This is a genomic window from Kitasatospora sp. NPDC033851 (assembly GCF_055576085.1).
The window spans coordinates 128575-153889 of record NZ_JBVIRL010000009.1; the positions used below are offsets into that span (position 1 = coordinate 128575).

Sequence of the window (25315 nt, forward strand, 5' to 3'; positions counted from 1 at the left end):
TGGGACGGGACGTGGTGCCCACCGCGGTGAACCTGAGAGGCGGGTACGGCGACTTCGCCGAGCCGCAGGAAGCCTTGCGAGACCTTCATGCCCGAGGTCACGGCCGGGTCTACCGCGAGACCCGCCGGATCCCAGCCGAGCTGCTGGCCGAGGAGAGACTGCGGCTGCCACCGGTGCCCGAGCAGCCGTTCACCGCCGCGTTCGGCGAAAGCCGACGGGTGGGCAAGGACTCCACGATCTCGGTCAACTCGGTGCGCTACTCGGTGCCACACAAGCTTGTCGAGGACAGCGTCCGGGTCCGTTTTCACGGCGAGGACCTGATCGTGACCGCCGTGGTCGCGGGGCAGCGTGGTCCGGGTCGCCCGCCACGCCCGACCCACCCCGGGCAACCCGCGGATCGCCGACGAGCACTACCCTGACGCCCCGCGCGGCGAGCGCACGCCGAAGCCGACCAACCCGGCCGCGGCTCAGTTCCTGGCCATCGGCCCGGGAGCGGCGTGACTGATCGAGGTCGCGGGGGCTGACACCCGCCGGATCGGGCGAAGATGGCCAACGCCATCGCGCTGGTCATACGGCACGGCAGCGCCGACGTCGACCGAGCGCTCGGTATGGCGGCGACTCTGCCGCTTCGCCGAGGGCAACCTCCTGTCGATCCTGGGCCACCGGGGCGAGCACGCCACAGCGAGACACCCAGCCAGCAGCCGGGCACCTCCGCCTGGTCCGGGTTCGGGGCGAACGGAGCCGCGGCTGGCTCGACCCGACCAGGTTCAGACCTCGTCCGCGACCAGGCCGCAGGCGGAGGGGAATGACTCCAGGAACTCCCGCCGCTGCGGGTTCGGCTCGGCTTCGGCGAGGTTCGTGAGCGTCCGTAGGAACCGGTCGCGTTGGTCGTGCGGAAGTTGCTGCAGCACTCCGGCCACGCTCTCCATCGTCTTCACCGCGGAGTCGGGGTCCACCTCGTCGTCCTCGCAGCTGTCGAGGAACCAGACGGTGTCGATGACCAGCCCGGCGAGGATGGGCACCAGCGGGTCCATGGCAGTCATCCAGGCAACCTATCCGACCCCCATGACAGCACGAACACCCACTCGGTCGGCGCGGGAATCCGCGCGGGCTGCGATCAGGAAGAGCACCACCGTCATGAATGACAGCGCCACCGACCATGCGTCGGCACGGCACAGATCGCAGGCCCCGGCCGGCGGTCGCCGCGACCTCGGGCGCCGCGTTTGACGAGGCACCGTGGGGTCATCAGGGGTGCGTCTCGTAGCCTTCGGGACGCCGGTATGGCTTCGCCGCATTCGGTATCAACGGCCCATCCACGTCCACCAGCAGTATCGGCGGCACCAGATCGCCCCCGAAGATCGTCCCCGTACGGTACTGGCTGGTCTGGTGCCGACCCAGGGGTGTCTGGCCTGCGCCCGCCGGTTCCCGAGCAGCGGAGCCGAACCATGCTGTGCTCGGCGTTGGACGCCCTGGGGTTGCTTCCCCGGGCCACTCCCCCGTCGTCTACCGGGATCGTTCTAGGATCTGGCCGGACGATTTTCCGCGGAAAATTCCGTGGCCTGGGACGGTCGGCATCACCGGTGTCCAGGCCGTCCAACCGGCCGCCCGAGGAGAGGAAGCCGCACCCCGCGGACTCACTCGGCTCCTGGTACGGCCCGTGTGGACTACGGGCCGTACGGACTTCGGGTTGTCAGGGGCTAGGGGGATGATCTCGGGATGCTTGTGATGCGAAGTGGCGCGGTCGTGCTGGTCGAGCGCCCGTCGGAGTCAGCGATCAGCTCGACGGTGGCCAACCTTCAACGTGGCGGTTCCTTGATTCTTGAGCGCCTCGATGAGGAGTCCGGCGACTGGTATGTCCAGGTCTGGATGCGTGAGGACAACACGTTCCAGCTGGAGTACCGGGACGGGATTCCAGCAGAGCACCATCAGACCCGAACGGTCTCGCGTGACAGGGTCATCGCGGCCATGCTCGGCTGGGCGAAGAGGGAGCCCAGCTGGAAGAACGACTTCATGTTGAACAACATCGGGTCGTGGTTCGAGGCGGACGGCTGAGCAATCGACCAAACCGCTGATCACGACCCGGTGCTCTCAGGATTCGGGGCAGGTGAACATGGAGGTGCTCGACCTCGGCCTGGGGGCGCGACGGCTTTGGCACAACGCTGAGTACGTCGTCGGCAAGACCGTGGACGGTTTCGAGCAGGACGAGCACAAGGTCGTCGCGCACTTCTCCGACGGGTCGTCCGGCGAGTTCGACCTCCTGGTCGGCGCCGACGGACAGGGATCACGCATCCGCCGGGCGACCCTCCCCGAGGGCTTCGACCCGTACTGGCGGGTCGGCATCCACATGGCGTACTGGTTCGTCCCGCGCACCGATTCCGACAGCAACATCCGGAACACCTCTATGGTCCCGGGCGGCCGTCAGATCATTCGCCGCAGCCACAATCCGACCGAACTCGGCGGGCAGCCACCCATCAGCCGTGTCAACAACCCGGCGGGTCAATACATGCGTGGGTGGCCGGATGTGTGGTCCCTGTGCGCTGGCAGGACTCCGAGCGCTTGCCGGCGTCGACGAGTTCCGGCTGTCGGACTGCGGCAGTGGTGTGTGGGGGAGCCTGGCCTTCGACCCGGCGCATGTCGGGACCGGCTTCCCGTTTCCCGCAGATCTCGCTGATCTGAATCCGCGTGACGCGGACTGCCTTGTGCCTCTCGGGACGGGGCAGATCCTGGTCCGGGAGCACCGCGGCGGCTCGGAGGAGGGGGACGTTCTGCACCGCTGACCCTGCCGGAGCGGGCGCGCCCGGCCATGGCAGCGGCCTCCGGATTTTCCGCAGAAAATTCCGAGACTCGGAGATCCATGGGCGGCTCAGCGGTTCGGACTGTCTGCAGCACGTTGTCGCGCCGTCGGACACCTGCCCTCGGAAGCAGCTCTGGCGGACCCGGATTTTCTGCGGAAAATCGGAGCCGGGGAAGCCTGGAGGAGCCTGGCTTGTCCGGCTCGCGGGACCGGTTTCCTACGCCATTGGACCGTGGCCGGCAGTAGGTTGTCACGATGACCGACTCACTGCCGCCCGGTGGCGTTGTGCTCGATGCGGATGAACTGGATGCCAGATGGGCGGACGCATGGCGGCCGGAACAGATCGCGAAGCGCTTGGACGGGGTCAGCGTGACCTGGTGTGTCGCAGCAGGTTGGGCGCTGGACCTGTTCCGCGGGAGGCAATCGAGGCCACACGGCGATCTGGAGATTGCGGTGCCGGCGGCGGGATACCCGGAGATTCGGGACCGCTTCCCCGAGTACGTGTTTGACGCGGCGGGTTCGGGGCGGGTCTGGCCGGCTGCGGGAGCCGAGGCGCTGGCGGCCACACACCAGACCTGGGTGCGGGATCCGGCAACCGATCAGTTCCTGTTCGACGTCTTCCGCGAGCCGCACGAGGGCGGGACCTGGATCTGCCGACGGGACGAGAGTCTGCGGCTGCCGTACGAAACGATCATCGAGTGGACAGCCGAGGGGATCCCCTACCTGGTGCCGGAGCTGGTGCTGCTGTTCAAGGCGAAGGCGGCGCGGTCCAAGGATCAGGCGGACTTCGACGGCGTCCTGCCGCTGCTGAGCCCGGCACGGCGGGACATCCTCAGCGGGTGGCTGAAGCGTGTGCACCCCGGTCACCCATGGCTGGCGGAGCTGGCGGGGTAGTACGTGTCGGACGGTCAGGCGTAGCTGTCCGGATTGATCCGGACGCCAGGGATCGAGCGTCCGCGGTGTCCGGCCGAGTTCGGCCTCCTGGCCGGACACTCTTGATCACGTCGCAGGCTCAGCCGAACTCGGGTCCGGCTACGTCTCAGATCGTCAGCGGACGCTCCACTCGCTGCTCGGAACGCAGTCGCGCGTCGTGCCCGTGGCCCTGCTCGGTCACGTAGTCGAAGAGCCGGTGGGTGAGCTCGGGCCGTACCTGCCGGACCAACCGCAGGGTGTCCAGCCATATCTGCGGACTCTGCAGGGCGTTGACAGCCACACAGGCCAGGGTGCCGGTTCCCGGTAGTAGAGCGTCACAGCTGGCGGCCACCGTCTGCTGGTGGCGCATGCCGAAGCGCAACGGCACCACGCTCACGAACGACGGGTAGTTCCCATGAGCCCATTCGGCATCGTCGGCAACCTCCCACAGGTGGCATCAGCCCCCTTCGTCAGAGTCCGTCTCCGCCGGGCTTCGGATTTTCTGCAGAAAATTCTCCGCGCGGCCTGCTGTCACGCCGGGCGGACGCGGACCGGGAGCGAGAGGTACGCCAGGTGATCCGGCTCTCCCGCGACCGCCCCTGCTGAAGAGCCGAGCCGCAGAGTTCGTTGTGTGCGCGGCCCGGTTCGGCCGGTTCATGAGTAGCCGTACTCGACTCCGAGCCCCTTACCCACTCCCCGGCTGGAGCTGGCGTCCTCCGTCGGCGACGTCAGGCGAGCATGCGACGTGCCGTCTTGCGCAGCTGCTCGTCCAGGTGCTGGGCGCTGTCCGCGAGCTGGAGCTCCAGCAGGCGCAGGGCGGCGTCCGGACCTCCGCCGGAGGACGAGGACTTCGGCGTCCTGGAAGGCTCAGTCGGCGAAGCGGTGGATGAGGGACTGGGCGGGGTGGTGGCGAAGCAGGTGCGCTGGGTTGGGCGGAGGGGTGTGGGCGTCCTCGGGGGAGAAGCCTTGCGTAGAGCCCGTTCCGGCCCGGGCCGGAACGGGTGGGCTGCCGTAGGGCGAGGCATTGGTATCGGCGTGGAGGAGCGAGGGTACGGCCGGCGAGCGCGGCCAGTGCCTCGCGGCGATCGGGTCAGGAGGGTCGGTCGCGAGGTGTGGATCGCCGAGTGACCGAGATCGTCTGGGTGCGGTGGCCCGCGAGGGTGGCGGTGGGGACGTGGGGGAGGAGGTCGCCGGCGAGCGCGGGGTCGGGGCGGGTGGTGCTCGGCAGCGAAAGGGAGAGGGCGACGAGCAGGATGCCGAGGTCCCAGCGCGACCGCTCGTGTGGCAGGACGTCGACGCCTCGGCCGGTTCCAGCAGGGCCAAGGGCGGCGGCAGCGCGGATGGCGGGCACCGGGTCCGTGAGAGTCGACCGGAGACCGCGGTGGACGGAGGCCGCATCCGGCCGGAGCTGCGAGCAGGCCGCCCGCTCGTGGACGGTGTGTACCGCCGTGTGTGCGCGGAAGGGGACACGGCGGACGACGACACCGAAGCTTGGTGCAGTGCCTGACAGAAGAACATGAACACGGTCGTGCGGGGGCCTGGTCCCGGTCGTCGGAGTACACGGCGCGTATCGAGCCCGGGATGTTGCTGCCATCGCCGTAGGCGGCTCCGAGGGACGGTCAGTCGGTCGTTCCCAGCTCTTCAGGTGATCTCACGTCTGCGACCCTTGGGATCGGCTGACACCGCTCGCAGGATGCGCTGGGGGACCCAGCCCGGACTGGAGGGACGCGATCCCGCTCCCGGAGCCGGGCGTCATTCCTTCTGTTCCGCCCTCCGATTTTCCGCGGAAAATCCTGCGGATCCTGGTGGCTGCATTGCTGTGGGGGCCCCGGGCTGCCGGGCAGGGACTCAGGCTGCGTTGAACGATCACTCTGCCCAGGCGGCTCTTGGTGGGCAGGAATTTTCTGCGGAAAACTTCCGTGCCAGGGCCATGGCCGATCCGGCGCATGGAGGGCGAGATGTCAGTGCTGTCGGGGATGCTGAGGGCCTGTTGTCATCCAGCAAGGGGGCCGCCAGGTGTCGATCCGAATTGCCAGCCGTCGTCGTTCGATGGCCTCACTGACCGCTGCGTTCCCCGGTGCCGAGATCATCGACGTTACCTCCAAGGGACCGGACCCGTGGGTGCGGTTGAGCCCGTTCTATCCTCACGGCGGCATCCCGGTCCCCTATAGCGACGGTGTGACCAGCCAGTCGGTGGAGGGAATCTGGCAAGCCCTCAAGGTCTTCCAGAACTCCGATGTCGACCCCACGAAGCTCGCGGTCACCACGATGATGGGGCTGAAGCGGACGGTGAGCCGATACGGCCCGGTTCAAGGCCACCGAGCCGGTCTGCACGGCGAGCGGCTGCTGCCCTACGAAACGGCTCGGCGCCGGATCTACCTGCCGGCCTACCGGTGGATCCTCGAGCACTGCGTCGGCGACCTGGTCGAGCTGCTCAGGAGCAAGGAGAACGTCGTACTCCTGGACTACACCACCAACGGGGACGTCAACGATCCCACCAGCCCGCTCTCCCACGCCGCGCTCATCCAGTTGCACATCGAGGGGCACTGGCCCAGTGAAGACGAGACTGAGGCTTCCGGCGGGATCACCGATCGCATGCCGTAAGTGGTCCCGCGTCGGACATGCCGGGTGCGCGGAGGATGCTGAGGGCTCGCAGCCATGGGCAGGACTGACCCACTGATTTTCCGCAGAAAATTCTGAAGGGACTTCGGGTAGCTGAGGTTGGGGCCGCGATCCGCCCCAGTCGGCCAACGGTCCCGCCTCGCGGAGTCGGGCACGATGGCTGACAGCATTGGGCGAGGGGCGCCGGCGACACTGATTGCCTGGCACTCCCGGTACTCCCAGGTTCGGGGAGCCGACTCCCTGCCCTCGCGAATTTTCTGCGGAAAATCCCGGACGTCGAGCAGAGCCAGTGCCGATTCGTCTGGACGTCGACAGATCCTGCGCCACCGACCCGCAGTCGCCTCGGCTTGACGGCCACCGTTGCGTCGGCTGCCGGGGACAAGTTCGCTCCCCTGACGACTCCGGATTTTCTGCGGAAAATTTCGGAGCGCCGGTCGGCCGAGCTTCTCGACAACGCCACGTCCGATGCCGAGCAGGCGGCACGGCAGTTCCTGGCCTGGCTCGAACCGGGGACCGGGGCGGCCGTCCTGCCGATGACTCATCGTCCTGGACGAGGTGGCCGATCCCGCTGACCTCACTGGGTCGTGGCCGCCCGCCAGCCCGCAGGGGGCGGACCCTAGTCACCAGCCCCACACCGGCGCTGCCGCCTGGGACCTGTCCACCGAACGCGCCGACTCCCTCTACCCTCCTGGTCTGGCCCGCCCCATGCTCAGGGATGGCCGTCTTCCTCTCGTCCACGGCATCGCCGAAGCCGTTCTCGACAGCCCTCCCGTCCTCGCTCACCTCTGGGTCGGCCGGGCCCCAGCGCCCGGGCACGCACCCGGCGCCCAGGTCATCGCACGGGCCAACCTCGCGGTCGCCGCGCGCCAGGCCGGACAGCTCGCCGCCGCCGCCGTCGCCCGACGGCGGACGGCGACGGGCGGAGGCCGACGTGAGCGCAGCCTGGGCGGTACCCACGAGGCCGCGCTCCTGGTGCGCGGCAACCTCATCAGCACGTACTCGGACAGCGGATTTCCGTCTCGAGGCGCTCGCGAACGCCTCCCGGCGCGCTGCCGATGTCCTGGATTCGGACGGACAGCCCCAGGCAGCCACCACCTACTGCGCTTGCTCCGCGACCGTCAGGGTGATCGGCATTGCGGCACCGACCAGTCCCATGGGCGGCGCCGGATCGTGAGCGGATCAGCAGGCTCTCGGATTTTCCGCGGAAAATTTCTCGTGTCCAGTGTGGCCGCAGGGCACCGTGTGGAGGTTCAGGGCGGACAGCCGGGGCCTCCAGCCGTCCTCGGTTCCAGGGGTGGGCCCGGTGCACTCCTGGCGCGTGACGGCCTCAGGTTTTTTTCAGACGTCACGGCGCCAGCGATCGGCGGCGAAGCGGGACAGCGCGACCTCCAGGTCGAGCGGCATCACCTCGGTGAAGCCCAGGTCCCACACCCTCACCCAGCCGTCCGAGTCGGTGAGGGATCGCGGCGTCTCCCGTCCGGCCACCGGCTTCATCGCGAGACAGTACGAGACGTTCAGAGTGGGGGAGCCGGTCTCCACGTTCCTGCGGGATCGGACCCTGAGCACCCGTACCTCCGCCACGTCATCCCACCGCAGCCGTAGCCTGCGGCCGTCGTTGAGCTCCACGCACTCGCTGTCGATGCGCAGCCGCGTCGCCACCGCCCGCAGGGCCATTGCCCCCAGGGCGAGGACGCCGAGCACAGCCAGCAGTAAGGGCCACCACCGCACCAGTAGCAGCCAGGTCTGGCGCAGGTCGGTACGGAAGCCGGGGCCCGAGGACATCGGGGAGACCACCAGGAGGAACACGGAGATCAGCGCCAACAGGTCGAATGTGAACGCTCGCAGGACCCCGATGCTCCGCATACTGCTCTTGAGCACCACCTCGTGTGGCCCTGCGGAACTGCCGGGCCTCCCGCCGACTGCCTCGCCCGCGAGCCGCTCTCTGAGCCCGGCGTGCCGAAACTGGTAGATCCCGCCGACCCGTCGCAGCACGCCCAGCTGGTGGCCGTCCTCGAGGAAGCCCAGAACGTCCCGTGGCAGATGCCGACGCCCCGCCAGGATGAGGCGCGTGGCGGTCCAGCGGCCCCATCGGCTGAGGGCTATCAGCACTGCGGCCGAGCACGACCAGCCGATGAGGAGACCGCCGCCGATGAGCAGTGGATCGCCGTTGAGCCAGTGGAAGATCGCCAGTGAGGTCCCCGCGATGGTCGGCGCGACCACTGCGGATTCGACCAGAGCGATCCTGCGCTCGTCGCGCAGCAACTGCCTCGGCTTGGCCGCGATCTCGGAGTCGGCCGACCGGGTCAGGAGCACACCGGCGAGCAGGGGAAGAGCGAAGAGGCACAGGTTCGCCGTCATGCTGCCGGGCAGGGCCACGCCGACGGCTGCCGTAGCGACGGCCGACACTGCCAGGAGGAGGCGGCCACTGATTCCGGGCGCCGGCCGTCGTGGGCGATCGTCGAAGCCACTGAACAGGTGCCGCGTGATGATCCTTCCGAACGCCGTGGCGATGATGGCGACCGCGGCGACGGCCCCGAGCACCTGGCCCATGCCCGGGATCCCGAGCCCAGGCCGCGGGGGAGAAGCCCCCAGGAGGGCGGCCAGGCCCGCGATCGCATAGCTCGCAGACGTGCCGCAGACGGCTACGGCGATGATGACGACGGCGCCCCAGACGCCAGGCTCGGTCAGCGGGCTCCGCACCTGCCACCAGGCGATGTCCTGCGTGCGTCGGCGGTGGAGTTCGCCGGCCAGGTAGCGGACGTACGCGGGCGCGCTGCCGGACCTCCAGCGGCGCACCGGTCCGGGGAGGTAGGACGGCCGTGGTCCCTGCGCGCAGACGGCCGGAATCAGCCCGTCCAGGAGATGGCTCTCGATGTCGGTCTGCGTGGGCAGCCGTGTCGCGTCGAGCAGCTCACGAGGATCGGCGTCCTTCGGCGCGTACACCGTCCCCGCGAGCCAGAGCATCAGGGGCGAGGAGAGGGTGGTGGCGACCGGCCCTTCGGGGTCGCTGTCCATCGCATCGAAGAGCGACTGCCAGGATCCGATGCGGTCCCGATGGCACATCTGGGCGAGGTAGGCCCTACCGGCCTCGGGCGGGACCGGGCAGGCGCGCAGCACCGGAACACCTCGCAGGAAAGGCGCCGCGTCGACGGCCTCCTGGTAGGCCTCTGGTCTGGATGCCAGGACCAGAGGATCTCTCGTCCCGAACGCTTGTTTCAGCGCCTTCACGGCTTTCTTGCGGGCCAGCGGGGGTAGTTCGTCGAAGCCGTCCAGCACCGGAACGATCCGTCGGTTCTGCACCAGCGACTTCACCATGTACTGGTCGAAGCCTCGGACGAGTCCTCCGTAGTCCTCGTTCATCCGCCTGATGACCCAGTCCTGGAGACTGACTTCGGGCTCCCAACCTGACAACGACAGGACGACCGGAACGGCCTCCCCGGAACCCGGCTCCCTGCCCTCCAGCAGCTCGACGACGAGAAGGACAGCCAGGGAGGACTTACCTGCCCCGGGCGGCCCGGTGATCACCAACTGGTGTAGTGAGAGCGTCTTGACCCGGTCGACCAGACCCTCGAGCCCGACCCGCTCAGAGTGCTCCTCGCCGGGCCCGCTCTGGTGTCCCTGGTCCAGCTTCCACGGAATCACCATCGGAACCCGTTCTCGCAGACCGCGGACGTTGGCCTCGTCACGCCACTGGTCCAGGACCTCGCGGGCCAGCCCGTCCAGCGCATCGTTCTCGGCGTTGACAGCGAAGGCAGACCGTCCGCCAGCGGGGGCGGAGCCCACATAGATGTCGCGGACGCTTCCCGCCTGGATCACGTTCCGAGGCGAACCCTCGCTGTGGTTGTGCACCTCTTCAGTCATCCCGACATGCTGCCAGGCCGGCGTCTGCGGGCGACGGGCTTCTGGCGGACCGGGACGGCGGCTCTTTGATGGCTCGTCCGGACGGATAGACGCTCATAGCTGCGGGCGGTCGTGGATTTCGCGTTGAGCGGTGTCTGCATTCAACGCCGAGAACATAAAAGACGTAGTAAACGGTCAGTAGACATCGCGGGTCAGAAATGACCTGCTCACGCCAGCCTGGCCTGGTGGACCGTCAGCCGGGCTGGCGTGCTGGCACTCCGCAGGATCGGAAGGACGGCAACGTCGTCAGAGTCGGGCCGGGCCGCTCGCATGATCCGACGGTCGCTCTTCGTCGGAGCCTGGGTGGGGGAGGAGTTCGGCGATGATCTCGGTGCCGAGTGCGTATGCCGGCACGCCGGCGGTGATGAGTGCGGTCTCGGCGACGCCGATGAGATCGGCGATGCAGGCTCCGGCGTGGAGTGCGCCCTGGGCGTGGATCCGAGCGGGGTGTGGGCGGCCGAGGGCCAGCAGCTGCCCGAAGTGGACGAGTTGCTGGACGCGTGCTCCCAGCGGGCTGTCGGTCAGCACGATGTGGCGCAGTGCCGCGATCGCCTCTTCGGTCGGCAGCCGGCCGAACTCCTGGGCCAGGCGCAGCCGGTCCTGGACCCCGCCGGGAACGGTGCCGAGGGTGGAGCGGTAGCGGTCGCGTACGGCTTCCGTGCGGGAGGCGAGGGTGTCGTCCGTCATGACGCGACCCGCGCGATCGCGGCGCGCACGGCCTCCTGGGCGCCCGGGGGGAAGTCGACGGCCCCGCCGATCGCCGCGGCGGCGATCTCGGCTTGGGCGCTCTCCTCGATCGCCACCACGAGGTGGGCGGTGGCCGCCGAGTCCGGGCCGAACACCAGGAGGCCGTGGTTGGCCAGCAGGACGGCGGCCGTCGTCGGGCGCTGCTGCAGCACGTCGGCGATGCCGCGCACGGATACGTCCGATCCGCGCGGTCCCCAGGGAACCACGGGGACGTCCTCGGCCTGTCCGAAGCGCAGCATCGGCTCCGTGCGGCAGGGCAGTGGCCGGTGGGCCACGGCGAAGGCGGTCGCGGAGGGCGAGTGGGTGTGGATGATCGCGCCCACGTGGGGGCGGGCCCGGTACACGGCGCTGTGCATGGCGATGATCTCGGCGCTGACGGACTGCAGCTCGCCTTCGAGGACCTGCCCGTCGAAGCCGACGGTCGCCAGCTGTTCGGGCCTCAGGCCGCGGACGAATCCCGGTGTCAGCAGGAGGCGCTCACCGTCGAGCCTGGCGCTCAGGTTGGCGTGCCCGGAGTGGGACATCACCCCGGCCGCGAAGAGCTTCTCCGCGGCTTCCACCAGCTGGTCGGCCCGTTCGTTCCGTACGTTTCTGTCGCTCATGGCGGTGTCTCCAAGTGTGTTGCCAGCGGCTCTCGTTCGCCGCTGTCCTCGTGCCGGCCACTCTTCTCCTTGAACTAAGGTTCAAGTCAAGTGCCCGATCGACGAGGAGCAGGAGGAGCAGAACGTGCGCATGACGATCGGCCGACTCGCCGAGATCACCAAAGTGCCCGCTTCGGCCATCCGGTACTGGGAGCGCCACGGCCTGCTGCCCACGCCCGAGCGCGAAAGCGGGCAGCGGCGCTACCCGCCCGAGGCCGCCGAGCGGATCACGGTCCTGCGCACGTGCCAGCAGGCCGGGCTGAGCCTGGCCGAGATCGGCGAGTTCCAGCAGGAGCAGCCACGCCGAGAGGCCATGATCCGCGCCAAGATCACCGAGATCCAGCAGCGCATGGTCGATCTCGACCACGCCCATCAGCTCCTGACCCACGCCCTCAGGTGCAGCGAAGAGGACATCGTCAGATGCCCGAAGTTCCGAGAGCAGATGGCGGCGTGGCAGACGCCGGATCCGGCGCCGTGAACCGCGTGTGGTGCCGACCCCGCCGGTGATCCGCTCACCAGCGGATCACCGGCGGATCACCGGCGGTTCGGTCCGCGTGCATACCCTCTGGCTTCCCACCTGTACCCGGGCGCTACCGTGCCACCATGTGCATCTCGACCAGTGAGGCCGCGTTCTCCGGCACGATCGTCTATTGCGGTCGGCAGCAGCACCCGCTGCACGGTCTCGTTCATGTCCTGGGCTACCAGAACACTGCCGTCAACCTCGCTGATGGCCCGAACGCGATGCTGCTGCACGTGCCGACCAGCCGGCTCACCCCCGGGCACTTCCTCACCGTCGGACGCAGCGGTGATGTTCTTGAGCGCATGGTGGCCGCCGTTCGACCCATCGCGGTGGCGGTCGACGAGATCACGTGGATGAGCTGGGAGCCAGAGACCGTCAAGATCTTCGAGCATGACGTCTACACAGTGCTCCTGGCCGCTGACCCCACCGCGATCCCCACCGCACTGCAGCTGGTGCCGTCACACCGGCGGCCGGACCTCAACCCGGACCTCATGCGTTTCTACGCCGACCACTTCCCCGACCACACCATCGCCGTCTGCTGCTTCGACAACGCTGACGCACAGCGCGCCAAGCCCCTGCTGCTGTGGTATGAGCCGCTCGACCCCGACCGGCTGACCGTGCCCGCGCTGGACTGCCACACAGGAGCAGCCCCGGACCTCGACGCCGCCGTCCCCGTGGATCATTGGGTCCTGTTCTCCACCGACCAGGCTCCCTCCGAGTGGGGCGAACCTGTTGACTACCCCGGGGACATGCGCCACAGCCTGCGTTCCTTCCTGCCCACCGCTGTCGTGGGCCAGCACTACGGCGGAGGAGATGCCCTGCTCAACGGAGACTTCACCATCAGCCACAGCGACCTTCTCGCCGGCGACCTCGACCGCATCGAGCGCTGCCAGCCGACTCGCCGCTGACCCGGCGCAGCAGCGCTCCGAGTAGTTCCGCACCGGTATCCCTGCCCGATGCCCAGCAGTGCGACCGGGAGGACGTGGACGCCCACCCCCTCACAGGGCTGTTCGGCCGAGACGACCCGCCTACACCTCCTCGACGGCGGCTCGTTCGGGACTACGGGCGCCACCCGAAGTCTCACGGCAGTGCCTGCCGGATGCTCCACCGGTGCGGATGTTCCGGCCCGGCGGGGCAGGTGAAGACGTTCAGCAGCCCGTACCGGCCGAAGACCAGCCGGACGGGGCGGGGGGTGGGTGGGTGGCAGGCGGGCTGAAGCAGTGCCAGGCTGCGGGAGGCCGTGGCAGGCCGTGGGAAAAGCAGCGTGTAACGGTTCGGGGCGTCGGAGCCAAGTAGAGACGTAAGGCAGTGCTCGTCGTCCCAAGGAGTCATCCGTGTCAGCGGAGCATCCGATAGCGCCACCCTCGCGTGACCCGGCGGCGTTCGCCGTGTTCTACCAGCAGCAGTTCGACACCGTGCTCGGCTTCGTCACCCGGCGCACCGACAGCGTGCACCTGGCAGCCGATCTGACGGCCGACATCTTCCTGACGGCGCTGGAGCAGGCCGACAGTTACGACGCCCGCCGCGGCGCGCCCGTCGCCTGGCTGTACGGCATCTCCCGCAACGTGATCGCTGCGCACTTCCGCGGCAGTGTCCGCGAGCTCAACGCGGTGGCCAGGATCGCCGGCCAGCGGATGCTGGACGAGCAGGACGTGTCCGCGATCGAGGGACGCATCGACGCGGCCCGCGAGGCCCGCGGGCTGGCTGCCCAGCACGCCGCCCTGTCCGAGCCGCTGCGCGCGGTGCTGGACCTGGTGGCCGTCGACGGGCTGGCCGTCCGTGAGGCTGCCAAGGCGCTGGGCATCAGCGCGGCCACCGCCCGGGTGCGGCTGCACCGGGCCCGCAAGGCTCTGCAGAAGGCCGCCCCGCAGGCCACCAGTACCGCCGGCATCAGCGGCGCTACCGGCACGTCCAGTGCTACCGGCACGTTCAGCGCTACCAGCATGTCCAGGACCACCAGTACGTCCAGCACCACCAGCACGTCCGTGAACGCACTCCTGGAGGCCGCCTCGTGACCACGCCCCTGCACTTCCGGCAGCAGCTCGGCGCCGAACTCGCCGCCCGTGCAGCGGACTTGCCCGCCACCGGCGCCACGGCTCGGATCCGGCCGCGCCACACCCGCAGGCTGGTGGCGACCGGCCTCGGGCTGGCCGCCGCGGTCACCGCGGTCGTCCTGGTGCCGCACAGCGGCTCCACCGGCGGGACCGCCGCGCCACAGGCCGGCCCCGCCACCTCCCGGACGGACGGCGGCGGCTCGACCGCGGTGCAGCTCACCACCGCCTCCTACTCGGTGACCCCCAACAAGGACGGCACCGTCTCCTTCCAGCTGATCGGCGCCGACTGGTCCGGGCTCCAGGGCGCCCTTCGCTCGGTGGGCGTGCCCGCGCTGGTCATGACGCCCTCGGACTCCTGCCACACCCCGGTGGCCACCGACGGCAGCCGACTGGAGTCGGTGATGTCGCTGGATCCCGCCAACGGGCGCATCGCGGTCCTGCACCCCGCCGCCATCCCGCCCGGTGAGAGCCTGCTGCTGCTCGACAAGGACCCGAAGGGCGCGGTCCACCCGAGCACCGTCGGGAACCTGGAGATCTCGCTGACCAGGCAGACTCCCGCTTGCTTCCCGCTCTCCCAGACGAACGAGGTCGGCGTGGGCTGATCCGTCCGTAGGCCCACCCTGCGGCCGTGACGGGCTGTGGCACGGCCTTCCGGCAGTCTCGGCGGGCGCCCCGACGATCGTCGGGGCGCCCGCGCAGGTCAGCGGCGGCGCAGTGACGGGTCGAGCAGCGCGGGCGGGGTGTCGGACTTCTCGTGTGCGGCGAGGTCGACACCGGGTGTCACGATGGCGTCGATCGCGTCCAGCACGTCGGCGGAGAGCACGGTGTCGGCGGCGGCGAGCTGCGCGTGCAGGTGCTCCCGTGTGCGGGGACCGATGAGCGCGCCGGTGACGGCGGGGTGCGCGGTCACGAAGCCGAGCGCGAGCTGGATCATCGTCAGACCGGCGTCGTCGGCGACCTTGGCCAGTTGCTCGACCGCGTCGAGCCTGGCCCGGTTGGACGGGATGGTGGTGTCGAAGCGCTGCGGCATGAGCGTGGAGCGGTTGGTGGTGACCTCCCGGCCCTCGCGGATCGCGCCGGACAGCCAGCCCGAGGCCAGCGGGCTCCACGCCAGCACGCCGAGGCCGTACTCCTCGGCCACGGGCAGTACGTGGGTCTCGATCCCGCGCTGCAGGATCGAGTAGCTGGGCTGTTCGGTGACGTAACGGCTCAGGTGGTGTTCGCGGGCGGCCCACTGGGCCTGCACGATGCGGTAGGCGGGGAAGGTCGAGGAGCCGAAGTAGCGGATCTTCCCGGCGCGTTGGAGGTCGGTCAGGGCGGACAGGGTCTCCTCGTCGCCGGTGCTCGGGTCCCACCGGTGGATCTGGTAGAGATCGACGTGGTTGACGCCGAGGCGGCGCAGGCTGTTGTCCAGCGCGGTGACCAGCCAGCGGCGCGAGCCGCCCCGGTGGTTGCGCTCCTCGCTGACGGGCAGGCCGGCTTTCGTGGCCAGCACGATGTCGTCGCGGCGGCCGGCGATGGCCCTGCCGACCATCTCCTCCGACTCGCCGCCGCCGTACACGTCGGCGGTGTCGATGAGGTTGATCCCGGCATCGAGGGCGGCGTCGACGATGGCGGTGGCCTCGTCCTGGGTGGTGTGCCCGATCCTGCCGAAGTTCATCGCGCCGAGTGCGAGGGAGCCGACCTGCACACCGGTGCGGCCCAAGGTGCGGTACTGCATGGCTGTGTTCCTCCATGACGGATTGGATGGGTCGGACGGGTCGGACGGGTCGGACGGGTCGGACGGGTCGAAGCGTGGTGGCGATGCGTGGCGCCGGCGGGCTACTTGGACTCGACCCGTCCGAGCGGGTCGGGTCCGGCTGCGAGCAGCTCACGCGCCGTGCGCCAGGCGGGATCCCCGGGGTAGAGCGCGCTGCGGAGGTAGGCCCAGGTGAGCCGCCGGACGGCGGCGACCCGCTCGGGGTTCTCGTCGGTGGTCTCGGCGACGTCGTATCCGGAGATCCCGCCGAGGCCGTGCTCCGCGCCGAACAGCGTGAGCAGGGATTTGGGGCCGGGGGAGAGGACGTACGGGTCGGTGTGCCAGGCCGCGCCGCGAACCGTGAGGTGGGCGGAGAGGTCGCGGTCGCCGGCGACGACGAGTGCGGGCGTCGTCATCCGGGAGAAGTCGGTGGTCAGGAAGAACGGGTAGTTCTCGGCGGTGGACCGGGTGAGGGCGTCGCCGCCTCTGCCCGGTGCGGCGAGCAGCACGCCCGCCGTGATCCGGGGCTCGGCCAGGTCCACCTCGGTGCCGTGGTCGGGGTCGGTGAGCCGGGCGCCCAGCAGCAGGCTCGCGGTGTGCCCGCCCATCGAGTGCCCGGCCACGGCCACCTTGCTCGGGTCCAGGCGTCCGAGGAGCTGCGGGACGGCGGTCTCGATCGCGTCGAGGCGGTCGAGGATGCGCGTCATGTCCTCGGCCCGTGACCGCCAGTACAGCGGTGCCCCGGGGGTGTGGGGATCCAGGCGCAGCGTCCTCGAGCTGAGATGGGTGGGCTGGATGACGACGAAGCCGTGCGCCGCCCAGTAGTCGGCGAGTGGGGCGTAGCCGTTCAGTGAGGAGAGGTTGTTCGAGGGCCCCTGGCCGTGCGAGAGGAGGATGACCGGCAGGTCGCCTCCGGTCATGGGGGCGGTGACTCGCAGGTTCAGGTCCACGGCGCGGCCGGGAGCCGGCAGGACCACCGGGTGGACGGAAAGGACGGGGGCGGGCTCGCTGACGGTGTCGGCGGCGTGAGTCGGTGCAGTCGTCTGTGCAGTCGTCGCTGCACGCATCGGTGCGGTCATGAGGTGCCTTTCCCTTCCTGCGGCTCTGCTGCCGGTCTCGCTCGGCTGGCGGGTGCGGCGGACGGGAGGGCCCCGCTCCGGCTAAGCTCAAAGCGGAACCTTGTTCCAGTTACGATACGGAACAACGTTCCGCTTAGTCAACCATCGTCCGGACGGAGAACGTGGTGTCCACCGCAGACCGGTCCGCGCAGGCGCCGACCCGAAGCAAGCGGGCCGACGCGCTGCGCAACCAGCAGGCGCTCCTCACTGCCGCCGCCGAGGTGTTCGCCACCTCCGGCATCGACGCGCCGATCCGCGCGATCGCGGCCAGGGCCGGCGTCGGTGTCGGGACCATCTACCGTCACTTCCCAGCCCGGGCCGACCTCGTCGTCGCCGTCTACCGCCACCAGGTCGAGGCCTGTGCCGAGGCCGGCCCGACCCTGCTGGCCGACACCGACTCCCCCCTCACGGCGCTGCGCCGGTGGGTCGACTTCTTCGTCGACTTCCTGGTCACCAAGCACGGGCTCGCCAACACCCTGGAATCAGACAGCGGCTTCGACGCGCTGCACTCCTACTTCCTCGACCGCCTGGTGCCCGTCTGCGCGCAGCTGCTCGATGCCGCGGTCGACGCCGGCGAGATCACACCCGGCACGCACGCCTACGAACTGATGCGCGGCATCGGCAACCTCTGCATCGGACGCGACAGCGACCCCCGCTACGACCCCCGCCGACTGATCGAACTGCTCCTCCAGGGACTGCAGCGACCACCGTCACCCTGACGCCGACGGCCCCGGACGGCCCCGGACCGCCCTCGACCGCCCTCGACCGGACCCTTCGGCGTATGCGAGGGGCCTACCAGAGGGGAGCCGCCGCTTGGGATAGTGTTTGAAGCTAGCTGTAGACGCGTGGAGGTCTGGGTGTGTTCGTGACGACCGGGCAGGCCGGGTCGGCGCTCGGGTGCTCGATCCCGACGGTGAAGAAGCTGATGGCCACCGGCGTGGTGCCCGGGGTGCGCGAGACGGGTCGGCAGGTGTTCCCGTTGACCGCACTGCAGGCGTTGCAGGCCCGGCCGGTCGCCGACCTGAGCGTGCTCGGTGCGGCGGAGGTGGCGGTGCTGCGCTCGGACGCCCTCCGGCGAGTGGACGGGCCTGGCCGGGAGTGGGTCGGCTTCGGGACGGCGCTCGACGAGGAGCAGTTGCTGGCCTCGCTGTCCGGCTGGTGGCGGTGCGATCCGGCCCGGGTCGCGGCCGGCGGGGTGCTGCCGGTGACGGTGACCGGGTTCGTCGTGGCGGTGCTGAGCGGCCTGACGGAGTGGGAGTCCGACGGCGCCGCCGGCACCGCAGCCCGCTTCCGGTTCCCGAAGGCCCGGCTGGCCGGCCGTCTGACCGACCTCACCGCACCGGCCAACGCCGCCACTCCCGCCGACCCGCAGGACGCCCGCCTGGCCGACCTGCTGCTCGGCACCCGCCTGCCGTCGGTGTCCGGCGGCCCGATTGCCTACGTCCCCACGGTCGGCGCGGCCGCCGCGGCTGTCGACGTGGTCGCTGCGGCCGTCGCCGTGGAAGGGGAGTGACCCGCTGATGGACCGTAGGACGTACACCGCCGAGCTCGCCGGTCTGCGGGAGCTGCGCGCCGAGATCGCCGCCGCGGAGAAGATCGTCGCGGCCGCGCGCAAGGAGCTGGACAAGCTCACCGTCCAACGCGCGCGCCGGGTGACCGGGCTCGCGGGGTTCGAGGGCGCGAGGGCCGACGCCATCGCCAAGGCCGCCGGCCTGACGCTCGGCGACGTGGTGCGGCTTGCTCCGGTGCTGGACCCGACCCCGTCCGCCGTTCGCGCCGCCACGGCGGAGGAGCGGGTCGCCGCCGGGCCCGTGCCCGCGTCCGTGCCCGCGTCCGTGCCCGCGTCCGTGCCCGCGCCCGTTCAGGCGCCCGTACAGGCGTCGGCGCCCGTGGCAGAGACAGAGACAGAGGCAGAGGCGGCGCCGCAGCCGGAGCCACAGCCGGAGCCCGTAGTGGCGGTCGCGGTTGCCCCGGCGCTGACCCGCTCCGCCGCTGCCGTCACCGAGCCGGCCACCGCCGAGAACCTCGTCGCCGAGAACCTTGCCACCGAGCACCTCGCCGCCGAGAACCTTGCCACCGAAAACCTCGCCGCCGCTTCGTCAGTCGAACCGGCGGCCTCGGTCGCTCCAGTCGCTCCGGTCGCTGCTGCGGAGCACCCGGCAGTCGCCGCCGTCCCGCGCCCGGCGGCCGTCGCCGGGCCGCGTGACCTGCCCACCATCCCCGAGGGGCCGGCGGGCGCCCGCTTCGAGGCCGTGACCACCGGCCTGGTCTCCAAGCGACCGAACTTCACCCAGCAGGCCCGCGCCACGGTGTTCCTGGACGCCGCGACCGGTGATCTCGCGGTGCGCGACCGCGTCGTGCGCCTCGCGCTCGGTGCCCGGACGCCCGGCGAGATCCTGGACGCCGTCCTCTCCGCCGCCCCGGGCACCGAACGCGTCTACATCACCGCCGGCGCCCCCTGGCACGACGGCGCCGAGCGTTACAGCACGCTCAAGGACGCCGTCGCCGCCTGGCTGAACACCCCCTGCGAGCGGTGGACCACCGCCGTCGGCGCGGGCCGCGACAAGCTCGCCGGGCACTTCGTCCACCAGCGCCAGCCCGTCGGCCGCTACGCCCCCGCCGCCGCCCCCGACGGCGAAAGCACCGAGATCCGCTCGGTGGGGGAGTGGTTCGACCCGGACGGCGCCGACGTGGTGACGGTGCGCGAGGCGTTCAAGCTGCTGTGGCAGGCGCTGCGCCGGCACTGGGACGACGTCGTCCTGATGGGCTCGCCGTCGCAGACCGGACGGGACCTGTGGTCGCGCACCGTCCCGGTCAAGGGCCGGTTCGCCGGCGGCTACCCGGTGCTGTCCGAGGAACTGCGCGGCCTGCTGCACGCGACCGGCGGCCAGGGCCGCACCGAGCTGGTCCTGCCCCCGCGCGTCCCGGCCGAGCTGCCCGCCCTGGTGGAGTACGACCGCACCTTCGCCTACGCCAAGCACCTGTGGAAGTCCCCGGTCGGCACCCCGCAGCGGATCACCGCGCGGGCCTTCGCCGCCATGACGGAAGCCGAGCAGACCAAGGCCCTGATGTCCTGCTCCCACTGGAACGTCCGCGTCACCGTTCCCGCCGGGTGGAAGCACGTCGGCCTGCTTCCGGCGCCCGTCACCGGCGACCGCGCCTGGGTCTACCCGTCCGAGCCGGGCGCCACGTTCACGACCTGGGCGGGCGGCGCCGAGATCCACCTCGCCCTCGCCAACCACCTCGCGCCGTGGCGGATCGAGGTCCTCGGCGGCCTGGTGTGGGAGGACGGCAAGCCGCTCGACGAATGGGGCAAACGCCTCAAGGCCGCCTGGGCGGACCTGACCAACCTCTCGAAGGCGCACACCGACGCCCGGCAGCGCACCGCCGCCTACCTGGCCTCGCGCGCCGTACGCGCCGTCCTGCTGTTCGGCCTCGGCGGCTTCGCGCAGCGCCCCCGCCTGGTCTCGGGCACCACACCGGTCGGCGAGACCCTGCCGGCCGGCGTGGAGATCCTCGGCCAGGACGACGCCGTGGTGACCTGGCAGCGCCAGGCCGGGTTCTCCCGCGACCCCTACGCCCACCCCGAATGGGCCGCCTACGTGTGGTCCGGAGCGCGGGCCGCCCTGCTGGACATGAAGTACCGCCAGGGCAAGGATGTCGTCGGCAGCGCCGGCGCCCTGCACGCCCGGCCCGGCACCGTCGTCTACTTCGGTACTGACGGCATCGCCCTGACCGAACGCCAACCCTGGCCCTACCGGGGCGAACCCGGCGACTACCTCCTCAAGGGCCACCTCACCGGGCCCGTCCCGCACCCCACCAGCCAGGAGCAGTACCTCGCCCTGCGCGCCCGCGGCCGCGTCGAACTCGCCTCCGGAGTCGCCGCCGGACTCGCCGTTGAAAACGCCGCTGCCGGTGCCGCCACGGGCGCGGACGGAAGTGAGCCGCAGTGAGCCCCGCCGACCCGAACAACCCCAACGAGGCCGCCCGCCTCACCCAGCAGCTGATCGACCAGGGCTACACCAAGCGCCAGATCGCCGCCATGCTCGGCCGTGACGCCTCGCTGGTCTCCCAGTTCTTCACCAAGGGCAAGGGTGCGGCCTTCGTCAACGCGCTGCGCCAGGTCCTCCGCGCGGTGCGCGGCGGCGAACGCGACACCGAGACCCTGACCGCGATCGCCCAGGAGAACGTGGAGCGCCGTCGCACCAAGACCGGACAGAAAGCCCGGGTCCGGGGCAAGGACGTCGTCGGCGAGGCGGGCGGATCGATGGCCGGACGCGCCGGACGCCAGGCCATCCGCTCCGGCGCCTCCCACCTCGCCCCCGTCGTCCACGAGACCGGCCGGGCCGGCGGCCGCCTCGCCTTCACCGTCCGCATGCGCGCCGACCAGTACGTCTACTCCGCCGGGTCGGAGAAGGACTCCGGCGGCCTACGCCGCGGCTTCGTCCCCCGCTCCGACGGCACCGAGGAACGCACCTACGGCTCCGCCTCCACCGGCGGCTTCGACGCCGCCGAATGGTCCCGCCGCGTCGCCGCCCACCACGGCGACGTCACCGAGGCCATGCGGACCTGGCTCGTCGAAACCGGCCGCGCCGTCGAGGACGCCGACATCCAGTACCTCGAAGTCCGCGCCTGGATCCCCGGATGACGGACCGACACCCCGACCGCCCGGCCTGGTTCACCGGCTCCGACGACTCCCTCGCGCTGCTGCGCCGCGCCGCCGGGGCAGTCGGCGTCCCCCTCGACCCGGACACCCCGCCCGGCGAGGAGGACGCCCAGCAGCTGACCGATGAACTCGGCGACATCCTCCTGACCGAACACTGCTTCGACGCCGACCGCGACTGGGAGATCACACCGTTCGGCGACCTGGTCGAAACTCTCATCGACACCCTCAACCGCTACGCCTACCCGGACTGAACCCACCCACCGGTCCGCACCCACAATCGGTCCGCAGCCATGATCGGCAGTACCGGCAGTACCGGCAGTACCGGCAGTACCGGCAGTACCGGCAGAACAGGAGACACCGCGCCGTGGACACCACGACGACCACCGCCACCGCCACCACCACCGAGACCACGGTCCCGGCGCAGGCGCCCGGTGTCGCGGCGGTGAACCCGTTGCCGTTGCACTGGTTCCAGAAGGACGCCGTCGCCGCCGCCGTGAAGGCCGTGAAGACGGGCGGCCGGGCGACGGTGGTGGCGGCGACCGGCTCCGGCAAGACGCTGATCGCCGCCGGGTGCGCGCGCCGACTGGCGCCCCGGGGACGGGTGTTGGTGCTGGTGCCGACGATCGAGCTGCTGGAGCAGACGGCCGAGGCGTGGTCGCTGCGGGGCGGTCGCAGGGGCCTGGCGGTGGCGGCCTGCTCGCGGGAGGAGGCGCTGGAGAGCGCAGAGGCCGGCGGCCGGGTCAGGGCGGAGGTGTCGACACACGCTGCGCGGATCGCTGACCTGGTCGCCTCGGTGCGGCCGGGGGAGGCGGTCACCGTGTACGCGACCTACGCCTCGCTGGAGCGCATCGTCCAGGCCCACCAGCAGTTCGGCCTCCCGGCCTGGGACCTGGTCGTGGTCGACGAGGCCCACCGTACGGCCGGCTCCGAGGGCAAGGCGTGGGCGGCCGTCCACGACGACGACCAGGTCCCCGCCGTGCGGCGGCTTTACTGCACCGCGACCCCCAGGATCGCGGACGACCGGACGGCGACGGCGGGCCTGGACGACCTCACCGGCGACACCGACACCGACACCGACACCAACGCAGACGCCGACGCCCAGGCCCAGGCCCTGCCCGCGCTGTGCTCGATGGACGACGAGCGGATCTACGGCCCCATCGTCTACACCTGGACCCTCGGCCAGGGCATCGAGCACGGCTACCTCGCCGACTACCGCGTCCTGGTGCCCGTCGTCACCGACGAGGACCTGCGGGACCTCCTCAACCTCCCCGCCATCGCGGACCTGCGCTCCCAGCGCTCCAACGAGGAACTGCTGCGCCTGGCCCTGCAGATCGCCGTGCTGCGCGCAGTCGCCGACCTCCAGCTACGGCGTGTGATCACCTTCCACTCGCGGGTGGCGGCGGCGCGGGAGTTCGCCGCCGGCCTGCCGGAGGCGGCCGGGTTGCTCGCGGACGAGGACCGTCCGGAGCGGATCTGGGCGAAGGCGGTGGCAGGCACCGACCGGCTGCGCGAACGCCGGGCCGCGTTCGCCGAGTTCAGGGCCCACACCGGCGAGCGGCCCGGCGAGGAGGGCGAGGAGTGCGGCATCCTCGCGAACTCCCGACTGCTGTCCGAGGGCATCGACATCGCCGCGGTCGACGCGGTCTGTTTCGCCGACCCCAAGTCGTCGGTGATCGACATCGTGCAGGCGGTGGGCCGGGCGCTGCGCCAGTCCTACCGGCAGGGCAAGGTCAGCTGGGTCGTCATCCCGGTCTACCTGCCGACCCCGGAGGTCGGTGACGACACCGCCGACGCCGACCCCGCCGAGGTCCGCGAGGCCGGGGAGGCGGTGAAGGCCGAGGCCGACAGCGAGATCGAAGCCTCGTCGTTCCGGACGATCTGGCGCGTCCTGCGCGCCCTGGCGGCGCACGACGCCCGGGTGGTCGGCCGCATCACCGAGCTGCGCGCCCACCGCGCCCAGCCCCAGCACGTCACCACGGCGGAGGCCACCACGACGGAGACCCCGGAGAACGCGGTCACCCAGGCCGGCGAGGGGGAGCAGCGCCCCACGGCGCCGCAGTCGCCGATCGACTGGTTGCGGATCGACGCCCGGCACCACGCCGGCGCGATCCTGCAAGCCGTGAAACTACGGGTGTTCAACCCGCGGGCCACCGAGTGGCAGCGCATGCACGCGGTCGCGGCCGTGTTCCACCTGGAGCACGGCCACCTCGACCCCACCGACCGGACGACGCACGCCGAGCTGGTCTCCTGGCTCGCCCGTCAGCGCCACCTGAACGGCCAGGGCCTGCTCGACCCCGCCCGCGTCTCCGAACTGGAGGCGCTCGGCATGATCTGGTCGAAGAACGCCAACGCGTGGGAGCGCGGCCACGCCTACGCGAGGGCCTATCAGCGGCAGCACGGCCATCTGGCGATCCCGGCGACCGCGAAGCTGGACGACTACGCGGTGGGCGCGTGGATGCGCCGCCAGCGCAGGGCGGAGAACCTGACCGAGGAGCAGGCCGCCAAGCTCGACGCGCTGGACGAGCTGTGGCGCCTGGAACCGGACTGGAACCGCTCCTACCGCCGCCTGCTCGCCTACCTCACCGCCGGCGGCACCCTCACCGGCCCCGTCAACCGCACCGGCGGCGAGGCCGACCCGGCGTTCCGGCCCGGCACGTGGCTGCGCAAGCAGGACAAGGCCCGCACCGAGGGCAAACTGACCGATCAGCAGACCGCCCTGCTGGACGCCCTTCAACCGCGCCGCGCCGCCGGCCCGGTGTTCCGGCTCGGCGGCGCGGCGCGCCGGGGACGGCCGGCGGGTCAGCCGTGGGAGAGGGCGACCGCCGAGTAGTACGAGCCGGCGATCCGGTGGCACGCCTCGCGCTCGGCGGTGGTGTGAACGCGCGGCCGGCTCGGGGCCTCGCAGGCCTCGGTCAGGTCCTGGAGGAAGACGCCGTCGACACGGGCCTTGGGGGAGGGGCCGGTCAGGCTGTTGCGGAAGCCATCTTCTCCGTACAGGTCCTTGGAGTCGTGGTACCCGAAGTCGTGGCGGATGCAGGCGAGACTGAAGTCGAAGCCGTCGATCCTGTCCGGTGCGGGGGAGTTGCAGACGTCGGTGTCCCAGTTGAAGTTCGGGCGAGCCGTCGATCAAGTCGACTTCGAGATGCCCGATGGACGGAAGGAGGAGTTCTACCTCAAGCGCGAGCGGCCCGTTGGCGCCGTGCTCGCCCTCACTCCCGACCGGCACGTCATCCTCGCCCGCCAGTACCGGCCCGGCCCCGAGCGCGTCCTGCATGAACTCCCCGGCGGCTTCATCGAGCCGGGCGAGCAGGCCGCGGTCGCCATCGCCCGGGAACTGCTGGAGGAGACCGGCTACCAGGGCACGATCGCCGAGATCGGCTCCTACTGGCACGACGCCTACTCCAACGTCCGCCGCACCGTCTTCCTCGCCACCGACTGCGTCAGGGTCGCTGAACCGACCCCCGAGCGCACCGAGTTCATCGACGTCGTCACCCTCCCCCTGCACGAGTTCCGCGACCGCGTGCTGCGCCTGGGAGCGATGACCGACACCGCAGCGGCCTACCTCGCCCTCGACCACCTCCAGCTCCTGTAGCCGGAGGTCAG

Annotated in this window: 25 protein-coding genes; 16 read left to right on the forward strand and 9 right to left on the reverse strand. The window is 70.8% G+C overall.

The genetic code is table 11. The features are described 5' to 3' along the window. The first annotated feature begins 26 nt into the window (after positions 1–26). Positions 27–419, forward strand: coding sequence for a Mu transposase domain-containing protein (locus ACZ51D_RS19445; RefSeq protein WP_465663000.1), 393 nt, complete (start codon positions 27–29; stop codon positions 417–419). 348 nt (positions 420–767) lie between these two features. On the opposite strand, the gene ACZ51D_RS19450 is transcribed toward ACZ51D_RS19445, so the two are convergent. Beyond that, the gene (locus ACZ51D_RS19450; RefSeq protein ID WP_465624146.1) at positions 768–1043 is read right to left on the reverse strand and encodes a hypothetical protein; all 276 of its coding nucleotides are present in this window, start codon (positions 1041–1043) and stop codon (positions 768–770) included. A 673-nt stretch (positions 1044–1716) separates the two neighbouring features. On the opposite strand from ACZ51D_RS19450, the gene ACZ51D_RS19455 reads away from it, so the two are divergent. The 3 genes from ACZ51D_RS19455 (at position 1717) to ACZ51D_RS19465 (ending at position 3688) form a co-directional block, all read left to right on the forward strand. Next, complete coding sequence (locus ACZ51D_RS19455) at positions 1717–2052, forward strand: hypothetical protein (protein ID WP_465624148.1); 336 nt, start codon at positions 1717–1719, stop codon at positions 2050–2052. Between the two features lie 52 nt (positions 2053–2104). Further along, positions 2105–2671 carry a hypothetical protein gene (locus ACZ51D_RS19460; protein ID WP_465663002.1) on the forward strand — a complete coding sequence of 189 codons (567 nt, stop codon included), beginning with the start codon at positions 2105–2107 and terminating at the stop codon, positions 2669–2671. Positions 2672–3049: 378 nt separating this feature from the next. Next, positions 3050–3688 carry a nucleotidyltransferase domain-containing protein gene (locus ACZ51D_RS19465; RefSeq protein WP_465624149.1) on the forward strand — a complete coding sequence of 213 codons (639 nt, stop codon included), beginning with the start codon at positions 3050–3052 and terminating at the stop codon, positions 3686–3688. Between the two features lie 145 nt (positions 3689–3833). On the opposite strand, the gene ACZ51D_RS19470 is transcribed toward ACZ51D_RS19465, so the two are convergent. Together ACZ51D_RS19470 and ACZ51D_RS19475 are read right to left on the reverse strand one after the other, a co-directional pair. Beyond that, the gene (locus tag ACZ51D_RS19470; protein WP_465624150.1) at positions 3834–4103 is read right to left on the reverse strand and encodes a hypothetical protein; all 270 of its coding nucleotides are present in this window, start codon (positions 4101–4103) and stop codon (positions 3834–3836) included. A gap of 693 nt (positions 4104–4796) precedes the next feature. Beyond that, complete coding sequence (locus ACZ51D_RS19475) at positions 4797–5057, reverse strand: hypothetical protein (protein WP_465624151.1); 261 nt, start codon at positions 5055–5057, stop codon at positions 4797–4799. A 665-nt stretch (positions 5058–5722) separates the two neighbouring features. Between ACZ51D_RS19475 and ACZ51D_RS19480 the strand changes: the two genes are divergently transcribed. Then, positions 5723–6310, forward strand: coding sequence for a DUF6939 family protein (locus tag ACZ51D_RS19480; protein WP_465663004.1), 588 nt, complete (start codon positions 5723–5725; stop codon positions 6308–6310). A 1356-nt stretch (positions 6311–7666) separates the two neighbouring features. On the opposite strand, the gene ACZ51D_RS19485 is transcribed toward ACZ51D_RS19480, so the two are convergent. The 3 genes from ACZ51D_RS19485 to ACZ51D_RS19495 form a co-directional block, all read right to left on the reverse strand. Then, positions 7667–10189, reverse strand: a complete 2523-nt coding sequence (locus ACZ51D_RS19485; protein ID WP_465663006.1) for a hypothetical protein — start codon at positions 10187–10189, stop codon at positions 7667–7669. A 285-nt stretch (positions 10190–10474) separates the two neighbouring features. After that, positions 10475–10915 carry a carboxymuconolactone decarboxylase family protein gene (locus ACZ51D_RS19490; protein ID WP_360503727.1) on the reverse strand — a complete coding sequence of 147 codons (441 nt, stop codon included), beginning with the start codon at positions 10913–10915 and terminating at the stop codon, positions 10475–10477. Beyond that, positions 10912–11577: a class II aldolase/adducin family protein gene (locus ACZ51D_RS19495; protein ID WP_360503724.1), complete on the reverse strand. Its 666-nt coding sequence runs from the start codon at positions 11575–11577 to the stop codon at positions 10912–10914. The genes ACZ51D_RS19490 and ACZ51D_RS19495 overlap by 4 nt, the downstream gene beginning before the upstream one ends. A gap of 130 nt (positions 11578–11707) precedes the next feature. Here ACZ51D_RS19495 and ACZ51D_RS19500 point away from each other — a divergent pair, with 130 nt between their 5' ends. The 4 genes from ACZ51D_RS19500 (at position 11708) to ACZ51D_RS19515 (ending at position 14792) form a co-directional block, all read left to right on the forward strand. Continuing rightward, on the forward strand, positions 11708–12094 hold the full coding sequence (locus ACZ51D_RS19500) for a MerR family transcriptional regulator (protein WP_465624220.1): 387 nt from the start codon (positions 11708–11710) through the stop codon (positions 12092–12094). 125 nt (positions 12095–12219) lie between these two features. Continuing rightward, a complete protein-coding gene (locus tag ACZ51D_RS19505) occupies positions 12220–13044 on the forward strand; it encodes a hypothetical protein (RefSeq protein ID WP_465663008.1) in 825 nt (274 codons plus the stop codon). A 426-nt stretch (positions 13045–13470) separates the two neighbouring features. Next, positions 13471–14151 carry an RNA polymerase sigma factor gene (locus ACZ51D_RS19510; protein ID WP_465663009.1) on the forward strand — a complete coding sequence of 227 codons (681 nt, stop codon included), beginning with the start codon at positions 13471–13473 and terminating at the stop codon, positions 14149–14151. Beyond that, complete coding sequence (locus ACZ51D_RS19515) at positions 14148–14792, forward strand: hypothetical protein (protein ID WP_465624161.1); 645 nt, start codon at positions 14148–14150, stop codon at positions 14790–14792. Before ACZ51D_RS19510 ends, ACZ51D_RS19515 begins: the two co-directional genes overlap by 4 nt. Before the next feature lie 98 nt (positions 14793–14890). Here the strand turns inward: ACZ51D_RS19515 and ACZ51D_RS19520 are convergent, their stop codons facing one another. Together ACZ51D_RS19520 and ACZ51D_RS19525 are read right to left on the reverse strand one after the other, a co-directional pair. Next, positions 14891–15910, reverse strand: a complete 1020-nt coding sequence (locus ACZ51D_RS19520) for an aldo/keto reductase (RefSeq protein ID WP_465663011.1) — start codon at positions 15908–15910, stop codon at positions 14891–14893. A gap of 101 nt (positions 15911–16011) precedes the next feature. After that, positions 16012–17007, reverse strand: coding sequence for an alpha/beta hydrolase family protein (locus ACZ51D_RS19525; RefSeq protein ID WP_465663013.1), 996 nt, complete (start codon positions 17005–17007; stop codon positions 16012–16014). A 164-nt stretch (positions 17008–17171) separates the two neighbouring features. Here ACZ51D_RS19525 and ACZ51D_RS19530 point away from each other — a divergent pair, with 164 nt between their 5' ends. From ACZ51D_RS19530 to ACZ51D_RS19555, 6 genes are all read left to right on the forward strand, one after another. Further along, on the forward strand, positions 17172–17765 hold the full coding sequence (locus tag ACZ51D_RS19530; RefSeq protein WP_465663015.1) for a TetR/AcrR family transcriptional regulator: 594 nt from the start codon (positions 17172–17174) through the stop codon (positions 17763–17765). Between the two features lie 140 nt (positions 17766–17905). Then, entirely contained in the window at positions 17906–18559 is a 654-nt protein-coding gene (locus ACZ51D_RS19535; RefSeq protein ID WP_465663017.1) for a DNA-binding protein, read from the forward strand. 7 nt (positions 18560–18566) lie between these two features. Next, positions 18567–20999, forward strand: coding sequence for a hypothetical protein (locus ACZ51D_RS19540; RefSeq protein WP_465663019.1), 2433 nt, complete (start codon positions 18567–18569; stop codon positions 20997–20999). Further along, positions 20996–21694, forward strand: coding sequence for a helix-turn-helix domain containing protein (locus ACZ51D_RS19545; RefSeq protein WP_465663021.1), 699 nt, complete (start codon positions 20996–20998; stop codon positions 21692–21694). Before ACZ51D_RS19540 ends, ACZ51D_RS19545 begins: the two co-directional genes overlap by 4 nt. After that, positions 21691–21963 (forward strand): hypothetical protein, encoded by a 273-nt coding sequence (locus ACZ51D_RS19550; RefSeq protein WP_360503697.1) that lies wholly within the window; start codon positions 21691–21693, stop codon positions 21961–21963. The genes ACZ51D_RS19545 and ACZ51D_RS19550 overlap by 4 nt, the downstream gene beginning before the upstream one ends. A 113-nt stretch (positions 21964–22076) precedes the next feature. Continuing rightward, on the forward strand, positions 22077–24542 hold the full coding sequence (locus tag ACZ51D_RS19555) for a helicase associated domain-containing protein (RefSeq protein WP_465663023.1): 2466 nt from the start codon (positions 22077–22079) through the stop codon (positions 24540–24542). Here the strand turns inward: ACZ51D_RS19555 and ACZ51D_RS19560 are convergent. Further along, positions 24512–24775, reverse strand: coding sequence for a phospholipase A2 (locus ACZ51D_RS19560; protein WP_465663112.1), 264 nt, complete (start codon positions 24773–24775; stop codon positions 24512–24514). The genes ACZ51D_RS19555 and ACZ51D_RS19560 overlap by 31 nt on opposite strands. On the opposite strand from ACZ51D_RS19560, the gene ACZ51D_RS19565 reads away from it, so the two are divergent. Further along, positions 24744–25304, forward strand: coding sequence for an NUDIX hydrolase (locus ACZ51D_RS19565; RefSeq protein WP_465624174.1), 561 nt, complete (start codon positions 24744–24746; stop codon positions 25302–25304). The genes ACZ51D_RS19560 and ACZ51D_RS19565 overlap by 32 nt on opposite strands. The last annotated feature ends 11 nt before the right edge of the window (positions 25305–25315 follow it).

Coding starts and splice junctions, on each gene's coding strand:
- ACZ51D_RS19450 (WP_465624146.1), bottom strand. CDS start 1,043: ATGACTGCCATGGACCCGCTGGTGCCCATCCTCGCCGGGCTGGTCATC.
- ACZ51D_RS19455 (WP_465624148.1), top strand. CDS start 1,717: ATGCTTGTGATGCGAAGTGGCGCGGTCGTGCTGGTCGAGCGCCCGTCG.
- ACZ51D_RS19465 (WP_465624149.1), top strand. CDS start 3,050: ATGACCGACTCACTGCCGCCCGGTGGCGTTGTGCTCGATGCGGATGAA.
- ACZ51D_RS19485 (WP_465663006.1), bottom strand. CDS start 10,189: ATGACTGAAGAGGTGCACAACCACAGCGAGGGTTCGCCTCGGAACGTG.
- ACZ51D_RS19490 (WP_360503727.1), bottom strand. CDS start 10,915: ATGACGGACGACACCCTCGCCTCCCGCACGGAAGCCGTACGCGACCGC.
- ACZ51D_RS19495 (WP_360503724.1), bottom strand. CDS start 11,577: ATGAGCGACAGAAACGTACGGAACGAACGGGCCGACCAGCTGGTGGAA.
- ACZ51D_RS19500 (WP_465624220.1), top strand. CDS start 11,708: ATGACGATCGGCCGACTCGCCGAGATCACCAAAGTGCCCGCTTCGGCC.
- ACZ51D_RS19505 (WP_465663008.1), top strand. CDS start 12,220: ATGTGCATCTCGACCAGTGAGGCCGCGTTCTCCGGCACGATCGTCTAT.
- ACZ51D_RS19520 (WP_465663011.1), bottom strand. CDS start 15,910: ATGCAGTACCGCACCTTGGGCCGCACCGGTGTGCAGGTCGGCTCCCTC.
- ACZ51D_RS19525 (WP_465663013.1), bottom strand. CDS start 17,007: ATGACCGCACCGATGCGTGCAGCGACGACTGCACAGACGACTGCACCG.
- ACZ51D_RS19540 (WP_465663019.1), top strand. CDS start 18,567: ATGGACCGTAGGACGTACACCGCCGAGCTCGCCGGTCTGCGGGAGCTG.
- ACZ51D_RS19550 (WP_360503697.1), top strand. CDS start 21,691: ATGACGGACCGACACCCCGACCGCCCGGCCTGGTTCACCGGCTCCGAC.
- ACZ51D_RS19565 (WP_465624174.1), top strand. CDS start 24,744: ATGCAGGCGAGACTGAAGTCGAAGCCGTCGATCCTGTCCGGTGCGGGG.